Genomic DNA, 13,393 nt, shown 5'->3' with positions numbered 1-13,393 from the left:
GGGCACGGCTGGTCGGGGGTGGTGGTGGCGAGCACGACCGCGTCGACCTGTTCCGTGCTCGCGGACTTCAGCGCGCGCAGACCGGCCTCCACCGCCAGGTCGGAGGTGGCGGTGCCCGGCGAGACCACGTAGCGCTCGGCGATTCCGGTGCGGGAGCGTATCCACGCGTCGGAGGTGTCGAGGTGCCGCGAGAGGTCGTCGTTGGTCACCAGGTTCGGCGGCACATAGCTTCCGATGCCGCAGATCACCGCCGACCGGCCGAGAGGGCGGGCCGCGCCGCTCATGCGCCCGGCTCCGGGCTGCTGAGGACCTCGACGGGCAGGCCCATGTAGGCCATCCGCGACTCGGCCATCTCGTCGGTCCACTGCTCGGCCATGTCGTACCGCTGCTCGGGGGTGGTGTCGAGCATCCGTACGCCGGGCCAGATCTCGTAGTCGCCGATCTTGTCCGCGTGGTCGGCCATGCCCTTCTGGAAGAGCTCCTCGCGGTGGATGACGAACTCCCGGTCGGGGACCTCGTCCCAGAGCTTGACCCCGGCGCGCAGGATCTCCAGGAGCCGCGGGCGGTACTCGGGGTGGGCGGCGGCGTGGTCGCGCAGGATGGTGCTCGCGACCGTGAGGTGACGGATCTCGTCGATGGCGGTGCCGCGCGAGATCTCGCCCGTGGCGGGGGAGAGCGGCGTCCACTTGCGCTCGCTCAGCTCGGCGGCGGGGGCGAGGACACCCTCGATGACGATGGCGAAGACCGCCACGCCGCCGGGGAAGTCCTGCTGGTCGCGGACGATGTCGAGGGTGAAGTCGACGACCGGGTCCAGGACCCGCTTGCGGTAGTCGGCGGCCATCTCGTCGATGTCCTTGAGCAGCGTGTCCGCGGGCTCGCCGAGCTCCACCAGGTGGTTGCGGAAGACGCGGGCGTGCCGTGCCTCGTCGATGAGCTGGGTCGCGTAGAACTCCATCTCGGGGACGCCGGGGGCCAGCGACACGTAGTGGCCGAGCAGCCGGGTGGCGATCTCCTCGGACAGGCCGCGGAAGCCGAACTCCAGGATCAGCGCGTCCCGCAGCGGGCCCGGCGCCTTCAGGAAGTCGGGGACCGTCGCGTCCGCGTGGTGCCCGGTGGCGCCCCGGTCGCGCAGGGTGCCCTGCGCCACCGAGGTGAACCAGTAGGCGAGGTCGCAGTCGTCGGGGCCGAGGGTCAGTTCCTTCGCGCCGTCGAGTAATCCCGGCGCCTTGTCCCAGTCGGCCTCGGGGGCCACAGAACCGCTCATGATGCCGTTGTCTCCTTCGTGGTGCGGGCGGGGTGCAGGGCGCCGGCGACGAGATCGCCCGCGTAGCTGAACAGCGGCGGCGCGCTCTCGGCGGTCGCCCGCACGACGTAGCCGAGCAGGACCTCGCCGTCGCCCGCCCGGTGCGTGGAGTGCACCCGGCAGGTGTAGTGCGCGAGCGCCCCGCTCAGGCGGGGGGCGTGGGCGTAGGAGTCGTCCGTGTAGGGCAGGCCGTCGAACTGGGCGCTGCCGTCGGGACGGGAGCTGTCCGCGAACCACCGCGCCAGGTCGCCCTGACCGCCGTCGAGGACGTTGATGACGAAGCGCCCCTCGGCCGCGGCGAGCCGCGCGAACGATGATCCGGGGCGCATCGCGACCCCCACGAGCAGCGGCTCCCGCGAGACCAGCGTGACCGTGCTCGCCGTGGTGCCGTGCAGCACCCCGGCGTGGCCCACGGTGAGGACCGACACGGGCGACGCCAGGTGGTACAGCGCCCGGCGACGTTCGGCGGGGTCCTGCCGCACCGGGCGGCGCAGCGTGGTCAGCGTGCTCATCGCAGGGCCTCCTCACGGGCCGGAGCGGGCGCGGGGGCCGCCGCGGGGACGGGCCGCTTGACGATGTGGCCGACCGGCACCGGGTCCTGGGCGTGCCCCACCGGCTTGGGGTGTTCGAGGCCGAGGTCGTCGAGGAGCCGCAGATAGCCGCTCTGGCGCACCGGCTCGAAGGGCAGCGCGAAGGACTTCATGAAGTTGCCGAAAAGCCCGCGGTCGCCGAAGAGGTGGAAGGGCAGTACGAGCAGCGCCCACTCGGGACCGATCAGCCAGCACCAGGCGGCGGCCACCGCGGCCTGGGTGATGAGGCTGTGCATGACGTTGTAGAGGACGTAGTACACCTTCGAGATGGGCTGCCCGCCGCTGCGCTTGAACGCGATGGCGCCGGGGATGTAGCCGATCAGGTCGATGTAGAGGAACAGCGCGACCGCCGGAATCCAGCGGATCTCGCCGATGTGGGCGATGAGCAGGCCGGTGGAGACCGCGAAGCCCACCAGGTACTCGGCGCGGTGCAGCGAGTACGTCTTCGGTGTCTCGAAGGGGTTTGCCTGGTCCATGGCTGGTCAGCTCCTGGCGGGTCTCAGGCGCCGACTGCGGCGGGCTCGGTGAGCTCTATGCCGCCCGCGACACGGGTGGCGGGGAACAGGCCCGTCAGCGACCAGGCGACGGTCTCCTTGATGACGCGCTCGGCGATCGGGTCGAGGATGCCCTCCAGGCTGGGGATGCCGAAGTCGAAGTCCGCGTCGAAGCGGACCGCGACGTCGTCGCCCTGCTGGGTCAGCGCCCAGACGCCCACGAAGGAGTCGAAGTCGCCGTCGCTCTGCTCGAAGCGGATCTCGCCCTGCTCCGGCAGGAAGACGTCGTCCTCCGTCCAGCGAAGGAGACCGCTGCGGAAGTGCAGCTCCCAGCTCGAACTGCAATTCGGCTCGGGCAGGGTGGCGTGCACCGTGGTGGAGTTCACGTGCGGGGCCAGGTCGGGGTACTTCTCCCAGCGCCGCACGGCGTCGAAGACCGTCGCGATCTGCTCCGCGGGGACCACTGCTTCCAGTTCAACGTGTCGCACGATCAGTTGCCGCCTTTCGGCATGGTGGCCGCGCCCCGCACGAGGTCGCGTGTGGCCAGGTCGAAGGAGTTGAGGAGGAACTCCACGTCGGTGTCGCTCAGGACGGCGGGCGGCGTGAACCGGACCACCGAGCTGCCGTTCATGGAGTGGTTCGCGACCACTCCGTGGTTGAAGAGCTCGATCAGCAGCTCGCCGGCGAGACCGGCCTCGATGAGCTCCACGCCGATGAGCAGGCCCTGGCCCCGTACCTCGACGACGAGTTCGGGGATGTTGCGGTACGCGATCTCGGAGATCCGCGGCAGCAGCGCGGCGCCCAGGTCGGTGGAGCGGGTCACCAGGCGGTCTTCCTTCATGGCCCGCACCGCGCCCTGGACCGCGGCCATCAGGACGGGCTGTCCCGAGAAGGTGGCGGTGTGGACGTAGGGGTCCTTGTCGAAGGGGCGGAACGCCTTGCGGGTGGCGACGGCCGCGGAGACCGGCAGGACGCCGCCGCCGAGGGCCTTGCCCGCGAGGAGCACGTCGGGACGTACGTCCTCGAAGTCGGCGCCCCACCACTCGCCCAGGCGGCCGAAGCCGGACTGGATCTCGTCGAGGATCAGGAAGCCGTCGTGCTCGCGGACCAGTTCCTCGACGCGCTTGAGGTAGCCCTTGGGCGGGATGATGACGCCGCCCTCGCCCTGGACGGGCTCCAGGATGACGCAGACCTCGCCCGGGTGGGCGGCGAGCTCCGCCTCCAGGGCGTCGGCGTCACCGAAGGGCAGGTGGTGGAAGTCGGGGACCAGCGGCCTGAACGGCTTCTGGTAGACCTCCTTGGCGGTGGCGGACAGGGCGCCGAGGGTCTTGCCGTGGTAGCCGCCCCGCATCGAGATCGTCCGCTTGAAGCCGCCCGCGCGGGCCAGCTTCAGGCCCGTCTCCACGGCCTCGGCGCCCGAGAGGCCGAAGTGGACGCGGTCCAGGCCCTCCGGCATGACGGAGACCAGGGCCTCGGCGGCGCGGGCCACCGTCGGTTCGAACAGGATGCGGGTCGCGGTGGGGTGGGTACGGAGCTGGCGCTCGACCTCCTCCATCACGATGGGGTGGCGGGCGCCCATGATGAAGACGCCGTAGCCGCCCGCGTTGAGGAAGCGCTCGCCGTCGCTCGTGGTCAGCCAGGCGCCCTCGGAGGCGACCTCCATGTGGCTGCCGAACAGCTCGGCGAGGGTGGCCCTGCCCTTGCTCAGATGGGCCCGGTACAGGCCGAGGATCTCGGCCTCGTCGTCGGCCGGGGGAGCCGCGGTCGCCGGGTTTTCCTGGATTACGGTCACGGTTTTCTCACTCCAATGAAGCGGGTGCGAATCGGGGCTGCGGGTCAGGCGAGGACCAGCGGGCCGCCGTCGAAGTAGCGCAGGAGCGGCTCGGCGGCGGCGCCCCGGCCGGGCGGGTGGAAGGCGATCGCGCCCGAGGCGGCGGCCGCGAGGGCGTGGCCGGAGGAGCGGATGAAGTCCAGGCCGCCGAGGAGTTCCAGGGACTGCGAGGTGATGCGGGGCAGCGCGTTCTGGATGGCGTAGCGGGCCACGAGCACCCGGGCCACCGAGGCCTCGTCCGGCTCGGGGCCGATCGCGCGGGCCACGCCTTCCAGCAGCGACAGGGCCGCCTCCAGCTCGACGCCGAGCGCCGCGCGCTCCTGCACCGAGCCGCGCTCGCGCTCCTGCACCTGCTCGACCAGGGACGCCGCGGCACCGAGGTAGCCGGCGGTGATGAGCATCTCGAACCAGACGAATCCGGCGGTCTGGAGGTCGTCGAGGCGGCGCGGGTCGTCCGCCCCGGCCCGTACGACCATCTCCTTCGGTACGAAGACGTCCTCGAGCCGGACCTCGTCGCTCTCGGCCCCGGCCAGCAGGTCGTTGCCCCAGAAGGGGTGGACGGAGAGGCCGGGGGCGTTGGCCGGGACCAGGGCGAGCGCCAGCTCGGGGTCGCCCTCCAGGCCGTGGATGGCGATGCTCGCGGTGAGCAGGCTCATCGAGTGGGCGAGGCTGCACGGCTTCTTGGAGCCGGAGAGCAGGTAGCCGCCCTCGACGGGGCGCGCCGTCACCGAGGGGGTGAGGATGTTCTGCTCGGTGCGGCCCTCCGCCCAGCCGGAGGCCATGACCCGCTGGTCGGGGACGACGCGGCGCAGCAGTTCGCTCTGCGCGTCGGTGAGCCGGCCGTCGGCGCTCGCCAGGGAGTACAGCATGGCGACGGTGAAGTGGTGCATGGAGACGGCCGCGGCGAGCGACGGCGAGAGGGACCCCAGGGCGAACTGCGTGTGCAGCGCGTCGAGGGGGTTCGCGCCATGGCCGCCGTACTCCTCGGGTATCAGCAGGCCGACCCCGCCGTGGATGCGGAAGAGGTCGATGATGGGGCTGCCGGGTTTCTCCCGCTCGGCGTAGGGGATTTCCGCCAGTTCCTTGAGCAGGCCGGGGTGGTAGCGCTCGGAGACGGCCCGAGCGGCATCGAGGGAACGCACGTCAGAACCTCCGGAGAAGAGGGGGGAAGGGGCTGTTCGGCCGTCAGTCGTCGAAGGCGCCGAAGACCGCGTCGTAGGGGCTGACGTCGCGCGCGATGCTGACGCCCTGCACGTGGGAGGTCTTGAGCATCGGGTAGTTGGCCTCGCCGAAGGCGCCGCCGGTGCGTCCGGTGCCGCCGTGGCTCGGCAGGTAGGGCAGGAAGCCGATGTGGGAGTCGTTGACCTTCAGCAGGCCGCCGTTGACGACGCGGCGCACGAAGGTGTCGATGACGTGGTCGGAGCGTGACCAGAGCGAGTTGCGCAGGCCGTACTCGTTGGAGTTCACGAACTGGAGGAAGTCCTCCAGGAGCGCGTCGTCGTTGTCCGCCTCCGGCACGATGACCGGGATCAGCGGGAAGAACGTCTCCTCGCGCACCACGTCGTAGGTGCGGGCCCGGTCCAGGCCGTCCACGCGGACGACGGTGGGCTGGAGGAAGACGCCGGTCTCGGAGACCGTGCCGTCCAGCTCGGTGCGGTTGCCGCCGGTGAGCAGCTCGGCGCCGTTGTCCAGGGCCTGGCGCAGCAGCCGGAAGAAGCGCTCGCTGCGGCGGACCGGGGAGAGGAGCACGTCCTCCTCCTCGGGGTAGCCCGGCTTGATGCCCTTGACCTGCTCCTGCACCTCGGCGATGAGCGCGTCGGCGACGTCCGGGTGGACCAGGACGTAGTTGGGGACCATGCAGATCTGGCCGGAGCCGAAGAAGGACTCGGTGATGGCCTCCGCGGCCCACTTCACGTCGGCGTCCTTCCACACCACGATGCCGTCGTTGCCGGCGAGTTCGAGGATGGGCTTCTTGCCGTTGGCGACACAGGCCTGCTCGAAGCGGAGGCCTTCCTGGCTGCCGCCGATGTAGAAGATGTCGTTGATCAGCGGGTCGGTGACCCAGCGGTCCATGGTCTGCTTGGGGTTGCTGCACACCGCGTTCAGGACGCCGGGCGGGGCGTCGAACTCCTCCAGGATGGGGGCAACGATGTCACGCAGCAGCCACATGGTGGACAGGGCGATGCTGCGGGGGGCCCGGACGACGACGGCGTTGCCGGCCATCAGGGCGAGCACGGAGAGCGCGGCGCTGGGCAGCGGCGCGTTCTGCGGCGGGTTGAAGGCGACCACGCCGTCGGGCTGGCGCTGGAGGATGAGCTTGCGGCCGCCGTACTCCTTCTCGACCCGCATCTGCTTGGCGTACCAGCGCAGGCTTCCGGGCGCGTAGATCTGGAGGAGGCAGCTGAGCTCCCAGCGGGCCAGCTTCAGCGGGTGGGACTCGGCGACCAGCATGTCGAGGAACTCGTCCTGGTGCTTGATCAGTTCCTCGCGGAAGCGGGCGCCGATGCGCATCCGCCGCTCCTGCGGGACGGCCGCCCACTCCTGGGCCGCCGCCGCGGCGGCCTGGGTCGCCAGGTCGATGGCGGAGTCGTCGGCGATCGCGCACCGTCCCACCACGTACGGGTGGTTGGCCGCGTCGGATTCGGGGTCCTGCTCCAGGGTGCGCTTGAGGCTCACGCTGGTGAACACGTCTTCAAGGAGCGAGCGACCGCTGACGGTGTAGACCCACCCGTCACCGGCGACGTCCTTGCCCGCGATATAGAGGTCATAGCTCTTGAGGTCGGAATGTGCCGGAGCACTTTCCTCCTGTATGGCGCCGCGCAGCATATCCAGCCTTTCGGGGTGGGGTATCTCCGAGTGCTTTCCGATCCGGTGAGCTCTTGCGAAGCATCTCGATCGTGGCAGCGGCATCTGACTCGGCGCTGACGCGGTGCTGATCGCACGGGACGCCGAACCGATTAAGTCAATCCTGTGGTCAATCGGCGTGCCGACGACTGAGTGGCGGGCGCGAAGGGTACGCGCGCGACGTCAGTGGGGCGTCAGGGGTCATTGCTTCCATGGCCGCATGTCTCCCCTACACATGACACTTCAGCAATTCCGCGAACTGCCGCGGACCGAGCTGGCCGAGGAATTGGAGCTGCTCCTCGTCGGCAAGTTCAGGGAGAGCCTGCTCATGGACGACGACGAGGACCTCCCGCTCGACATCAGCTACTTCGACCTCGGCCTCACCTCGCTGAAGCTCACCGAGATGCGGCAGACCCTCGAAGACGTCCTCGGCGTCTCGATCAACGCCAACGTGCTCTTCAACGAGCCCACGGTCAGCCGCCTCCTCGACTACCTCGTCGACGCGGTGTCCGACCCGTCCCACGCGATAGCCGGCGCGACACCCGGCACCGACTGATCTTCAGGGTCCCGGACAGAAGGAGACGCGGAATGCCGCACGAGGAATCAGAGAAGAACCAGGTGCCGGACGGGGCGCCCGAGCCGATCGCGATCGTCGGTGTCGGCCTGCGATTCCCCGGCGGCAGTAATTCGCTGGATGAATTCGATGCCTTTCTGCGCGAGGGGCGTTCGGGCATCGGGCCCATTCCCGGCGACCGCTGGGACGTCGAAGCCTTCACTCCGCAGAGCCCGGACGACAAGGGCAAGATTCACACCACGTCCGGTGGATTCCTCGACCGCATCGACCGTTTCGACGCGTCTTTCTTCAACATCTCCCCGAAGGAAGCGCAGTACATGGACCCGCAGCAGCGCATGCTGCTGGAAACCGCCTGGCAGGCTCTGGAGCACGCCAACATCGACCCGGCGCCGCTGCGCCGCGGCAACGGCGGCGTCTACATCGGGGCCAGCTCCATCGACTACGCCCTCGAACTGGACTCCCTGCCCTACGAGGAGCTCGACGGCCTCCTCGCCTCCGGCATCACCATGTTCCCGCTCTCGGGGCGGCTCTCGTACTTCCTCGGCTGGCGCGGCCCGAGCATGAGCATCGACACCGCCTGCTCGTCCTCGCTCGCCGCCCTGCACGTCGCCGTCCAGGGCCTGCGCGCCGGGGAGACCGACATCGCGCTCTGCGGCGGCGTCAACGCCCTGCACCACCCGCGCATCCCGGTCATGTTCTCCAACGCGCAGATGCTCTCGCCCGACGGCCAGTGCAAGACCTTCGACGAGTCGGCCGACGGCTACGCCCGCGCCGAGGGCTGCGGCATCGTCGTCCTCAAGCGCCTCTCCGACGCCACGCGGGACGGCGACACCGTCCTCGCCCTGGTCAGGGGCACCGCCGTCGGCCAGGACGGCGACAGCGCGGGCCTGACCGTGCCCAACGGCCCCGCGCAGGAGAAGGTCATCCGCGAGGCGCTCGACGCGGCGGTGCTCACCCCCGGGGACATCCAGTACGTGGAGGCGCACGGCACCGGCACCCCGCTGGGCGACCCCATCGAGTTCGGCGCCATCGGCGACACGTTCGCCGACTCGCACACCAAGAGCGACCCGCTGCTCGTCGGCTCGGTGAAGACCAACCTGGGCCACATGGAGCCCGCCTCCGGCATCGTCGGCGTCATCAAGGCGGTGCTGCAGATCCGCTCCGCCACGATCTACCCGCACCTCAACCTCGACACGCCCTCCGGCCGCATCCCCTGGGACCTGTACCCGGTGCGGGTGCCCACGGCGGCCGAGCCGTGGAAGGCACCGGTCCGGCGCGCCGTCGTCAACAGCTTCGGCTTCGCGGGCACCATCGGCGCGGTCGTCCTGGAACAGCCGCCCGCGCGGCCGGAGCGCGACACCGAGGGCCTCGAAGCCCCCGCGACCCCCCTCTTCACGCTCTCCGCGAAGACCGCCGCCGCGCTCCGCGACCAGGTGGCCGCCTACCAGCGCCTCCTCGCCGACGACCCGGACCTGCCGGTCGACGCGCTCAGCTACACCGGCAACGTGGCCCGCACCCACCACCCGTACCGGATCGCGGGCCCCGTCACCGACCGCGCCGCCCTGACCAGGCTCCTGGACAAGGCCGCCGACCGCGACCACGAGGGCCCGTCCGGCATCCGCAAGATCGCCTTCATGTTCAGCGGCCAGGGTGCGCAGTACGCGGGCATGGGCGCCGCCCTGTACGAGCGCTTCCCGGTCTTCCGCCGCCACGTGGACGAGTGCGACCGCCTCTTCTCGGACCACCTGGACCGCTCGATACGGGACCTCGTCGTCGGCACGGCTGAGGACCCCGGGGCGATCGACCGGACCGAGTACACCCAGCCCGCCCTGTTCACCCTGGAGTACGCGCTCGCGCAGCTCTGGATGTCCTGGGGCGTCCGCCCCAACGTGCTGATCGGGCACAGCATCGGCGAGGCCTCCGCCGCCGCCGTCGCGGGCCTGTTCAGCCTTCCCGACGCCGTGACGCTGGTGGCCGCGCGGGCCCGGCTCATGCAGGCGGTGCGCGCGAAGGGCGGCATGGCCGCGGTCGCCGCCCCCGCCGAGGACGTCCTGCCGCTCCTTGAGGCCCACCCGGACCTGGCGCTCGCCGCGTCCAACGCCCCCGACCAGTGCGTGATCTCCGGCGGCGCCGAGGCGCTCACGCAGGTCACCGCCGCACTCGCCGCGCAGGGGCTGCGCGTCGACCAGCTCGCCGTGAGCCACGCCTTCCACTCGCCGCTCATGGCCGAGGTGTACGACGACTTCCGCGCCGCACTCGACGCCATCACCTTCCGCGAGCCGGCCATCAGCCTGATCTCCAACGTCACCGGCAAGCTCGCCCGCTTCCGCGAGATCGGCACCCCCGACTACTGGGTGCGCCACATCGGCGAGCCCGTGCAGTTCCTCTCCGGCATCCGAGCCGTCGCCAAGCGCGGGCGGCACGCCCTCGTGGAGATCGGCCCCTCGACCGCGCTGACCGCGCTCGCCCAGCGTTCGCTGCCCGTCGAGGACCACCTCTGGCTGGCCAGCCTGCGGCGCCGGGACCGGGGCGGCGACACCACGCTGCGGGCCCTCGCCGAGTACTACGCCGCGGGCCTCCCGGTCTCCTGGTCCGGCTACCACGAGGGCCGTGCCGTACCGGCCAAGCTGGCCCTGCCCACCTACGCCTTCCAGCGCAAGCGCTACTGGCTGCCCTCGGTGACCCCGCGCAGGGGCGGCGGCCAGGGCGGCGCCGCGCACCACCCGCTGCTCGGCGCCGAGGTGCGGCGCGAAGAGGCGGCTCCGGTACGGGAGTTCACCGCCGAGTTCACTGTCGAGGAGCTCGGCGCGCTCGCCGACTTCGCCGACGGCGACCGCACGGTACTGCCCGCCGGTGCCTATGTGGACCTGCTCCTCGCCCTCCAGGACGCCGTGCACGGACACACCCGCGCCGCCGTCCGCGCCCTGCGCCTCGGCGAGCCGCTCACCCTCACCGCCGAGACCCCCCTCACGCTGACCACCCGGGTCACGCCCCGTGCGGACGGCGACGCCGAGGTGACGGTCCTGACCGCCGTCGAGGCGGGCGAGGGCCAGGAGGCCGGGGAGCGCGTGCACGCCACCGCCGTGCTCGCGGCCGTGCCCGACCAGGACGAGCCCGCCCTCGCGGGCCTCGCCCTCGACGCCGCCGCTCTCGCGAGCGACGCCGAGGACCTCTACACCGACCTCGCCTCCGTCGGCCGCCCGCACGGCCCGCGCGCCCGGGTCCTGCTCGGCGCCGCCCGCCACCAGGAGGGTGTCGCCTCGGGCGAGCTGGAGTGCCGGGGCACCACCGCCGTCGAGCAGGTCCCCGCCGAGCTGGTCGAGGCCGCGCTCCAGGCCGCCGTCGCGCTCGACCCGGAGGGCCCGGTCTTCCTCGCCCGCGAGATCGCCTCCGTACGGCACTTCAAGAAGCCCCGGGGCGAGCGGCTCGGCGTCGTCGCCCGGGTCCGCACGGAACGGGACCGGCGCGTCGCCGACATCCTGCTCTCCGAGGACGGCCGCCCGGTGCTCGAACTCGGCGGTGTCACCCTGGCCCGCCCCGAAGGACCGTCAGGTCAGCGGCAGTTCCTGCACCGCCCGGAGTGGGTGCGCCGCGCGCTGCCCGCCCTGGACGGCACCGCGCCCCGGCACGCGCTGCTCCTGGGCGGCGGCCCGGCCGGCCCCGACGGCGGCGCCCTGCGGGTCACGCCGGTCGCCGACCTCGCCGCGCTCAAGGCGGCCCTCGACGACACCTCCGTCACCGACGTCTGCTGGGTCTGGCGGCCCACGCCCGGCGACTTCTCCGCCGAGCTGTTCCGCGCCGAGTGCGAGCGCAACTACCGCGAGCTGCTCGGCCTCGTCACCGTCCTCGACGCCGCCGCGCAGCAGCGCCCGCCGCGGCTCTGGCTGGTCACCGAGGAGGCCCAGCGGCTGCCGGGCGACCGGCCGGGCGACGGCGCGCACCTCGCCGCCGCCACCCTCTGGGGCTTCGGCCGCGTCCTGCTCACCGAGTCGCCGCAGTACCGGACGACCCTGGTGGACGTCGAGCGCGGCGGCCTGACGGCACTGTTCGACGAGTGCCGCGCCGAGGCGCCCGGCGAGCACCAGGTCGCCCACCGCGCGGGCCGCCGCTACGTCCGCAGGCTGCTGCCCGGCGACGCGACCCGCACCTGGCCCGGCGGCTTCGCCCTGCACACCCCCGGCTCGGGCGACCTCTCCGATCTCTCCCTGGCACCCGTCGAGGACCGGGCGCCCGCCGCGGGCGAGGTCCAGGTGCGGGTCGCCTCGGTCGCGCTGACCGCGCAGGACGCCCGTACCGCCCTGGAGGGCGAGGAGTCCGGCGGCACCGGCCCCGTCCTCGGCTCCCTTGCCGCGGGGACCGTCCTCGCGGCGGGCGCCGAGGCCGCGTTCACCGCGGGCGACGAGGTCTACGTACGCCATGACGGCGCCCTGCGCGCCACCCTCACCGTGCCCGCGTCCGCGGTGGCCCTCGCGCCGGGCGCGGCCGGGGGCGGGGAGCGGGAGGGGGCGACGGCGTTCCGGCTCGMCGAGATCGGCGAGGCGCTGCGCACCGCGGCGGCGGACACCGGCACCGAGGTGTGGGTGGACGTGCCCGGCGGCCCCGACGCCGAGCCCGCCCCGGCCCGCGTCCGCCCCGACCGCACCTACCTGGTCACCGGCGGTCTCGGCGGCCTCGGCCTGGTCACCGCGCGCAAGCTGGTCGAGCTGGGCGCCCGGCACCTGACCCTGGTGAGCCGGGGCGGCCGGGCGACCGACGAGGCCGCGCAGGTGCTCGCCGAACTGTCCGAGCGGGCCGAGGTCGCCATCGTACGAGCGGATGTGAGCAGCCCGGAGGACGTGCGGCGGCTCGCCGACGGCCTCGCGGCGGGGCCGCGTCCGGTGGGCGGCGTCGTGCACGCGGCGGGCTCCTTCGACAAGCGGCTCATCGCCGAACTGACCTGGGAGTCCATCGACGCCCAGCTCGCCCCGAAAGCGTACGGCGGCTGGCTGCTGCACGAGGCCGCCGAGGCCTCCTTCCCCGAGCTGGAGTTCTTCGTCACCTACTCCTCGATCGCCTCCGTGCTCGGCGGCGCGACCCAGGGCCACTACGCCGCCGCGAGCGCGGGCCTGGACAGCCTCGCCGAGTGGCGCGGCCTGAAGGGGCTGCCCGGCCTCTCGGTCAACTGGGGCGCCTGGGCGCGGGTCGGCATGTCGGCCCGCCTCGACGAGCAGCTCGCGGCGGAGATCGACCGCAGCGGCGTCCGCTTCTTCTCGCCCACCCGGGCCCTGGACACCCTGGCCAGGCTCTGGCAGCGACCCGGCAGCCGCCGGGTGGTCGGCGAGTTCGACTGGGCGCGCTATGTGTCCGGCGGCGGTGTGGAGGACGCGTTCTACGACCGGCTGGCCCGGCAGGACCAGGCGGGCGCGGACGGCACCGGCCTCGACCTGGGCGCCCTGGTGGCCCTGCCGAAGCCGGAGCGGACCGCCGTGATCGCCGCGGCCGTGCGCGAGCAGGTGGCGGGCGCGCTGCACATGGACGCCGGTGACGACCTCGACGCGAACGCCGAGTTCGTCTCGCTCGGCCTGGACTCGCTGATGGCCCAGACCGTCAAGGGCGGCCTGGAGACGCTGTTCCGGCTGCCGCTCCCCGCCTCGCTGACCTTCGACCACCCCACGGTCCGCAGGCTCACCGAGTTCCTCGACGGCCGCCTCGCCCCCGCCGCCCAGCAGCACCCCTGAGACACCGCCGGGGCGCGGCGGCCACGGACCACCCGTGACC

Annotated in this window: 9 protein-coding genes and 1 pseudogene; 2 read left to right on the top strand and 8 right to left on the bottom strand. The window is 72.3% G+C overall.

All coding sequences use genetic code 11. From position 1 onward, the window contains the following. From AB8Z36_RS13400 to AB8Z36_RS13365, 8 genes and pseudogenes are all read right to left on the bottom strand, one after another. A pseudogene (locus tag AB8Z36_RS13400) lies at positions 1-284 on the bottom strand (3-oxoacyl-ACP synthase); the annotation flags it as partial. After that, entirely contained in the window at positions 281-1,264 is a 984-nt protein-coding gene (locus AB8Z36_RS13395; protein ID WP_369213492.1) for a VlmB-like protein, read from the bottom strand. The pseudogene AB8Z36_RS13400 and the gene AB8Z36_RS13395, both read right to left, overlap by 4 nt. Then, positions 1,261-1,815 (bottom strand): flavin reductase family protein, encoded by a 555-nt coding sequence (locus tag AB8Z36_RS13390; RefSeq protein WP_369213491.1) that lies wholly within the window; start codon positions 1,813-1,815, stop codon positions 1,261-1,263. Before AB8Z36_RS13390 ends, AB8Z36_RS13395 begins: the two co-directional genes overlap by 4 nt. Next, on the bottom strand, positions 1,812-2,369 hold the full coding sequence (locus AB8Z36_RS13385) for a hypothetical protein (RefSeq protein WP_369213490.1): 558 nt from the start codon (positions 2,367-2,369) through the stop codon (positions 1,812-1,814). Before AB8Z36_RS13385 ends, AB8Z36_RS13390 begins: the two co-directional genes overlap by 4 nt. Before the next feature lie 23 nt (positions 2,370-2,392). Further along, positions 2,393-2,875 (bottom strand): type II toxin-antitoxin system RatA family toxin, encoded by a 483-nt coding sequence (locus tag AB8Z36_RS13380; protein ID WP_369213489.1) that lies wholly within the window; start codon positions 2,873-2,875, stop codon positions 2,393-2,395. 2 nt (positions 2,876-2,877) lie between these two features. Next, positions 2,878-4,179 carry an aspartate aminotransferase family protein gene (locus AB8Z36_RS13375; RefSeq protein ID WP_369213488.1) on the bottom strand — a complete coding sequence of 434 codons (1,302 nt, stop codon included), beginning with the start codon at positions 4,177-4,179 and terminating at the stop codon, positions 2,878-2,880. A gap of 44 nt (positions 4,180-4,223) precedes the next feature. Further along, positions 4,224-5,360, bottom strand: a complete 1,137-nt coding sequence (locus tag AB8Z36_RS13370) for an acyl-CoA dehydrogenase family protein (protein ID WP_369213487.1) — start codon at positions 5,358-5,360, stop codon at positions 4,224-4,226. Between the two features lie 43 nt (positions 5,361-5,403). Continuing rightward, on the bottom strand, positions 5,404-7,044 hold the full coding sequence (locus AB8Z36_RS13365) for an aldehyde dehydrogenase family protein (protein ID WP_369213486.1): 1,641 nt from the start codon (positions 7,042-7,044) through the stop codon (positions 5,404-5,406). Between the two features lie 253 nt (positions 7,045-7,297). Between AB8Z36_RS13365 and AB8Z36_RS13360 the strand changes: the two genes are divergently transcribed. Next, positions 7,298-7,618, top strand: a complete 321-nt coding sequence (locus AB8Z36_RS13360) for an acyl carrier protein (protein ID WP_369213485.1) — start codon at positions 7,298-7,300, stop codon at positions 7,616-7,618. A 32-nt stretch (positions 7,619-7,650) separates the two neighbouring features. Continuing rightward, on the top strand, positions 7,651-13,353 hold the full coding sequence (locus AB8Z36_RS13355) for a type I polyketide synthase (protein WP_369213484.1): 5,703 nt from the start codon (positions 7,651-7,653) through the stop codon (positions 13,351-13,353). The last annotated feature ends 40 nt before the right edge of the window (positions 13,354-13,393 follow it).

This window comes from Streptomyces flavofungini (genome assembly GCF_041028215.1).
Classification (GTDB): domain Bacteria; phylum Actinomycetota; class Actinomycetes; order Streptomycetales; family Streptomycetaceae; genus Streptomyces; species Streptomyces flavofungini_B.
This window is presented reverse-complemented; position numbering and strand designations above follow the sequence as displayed.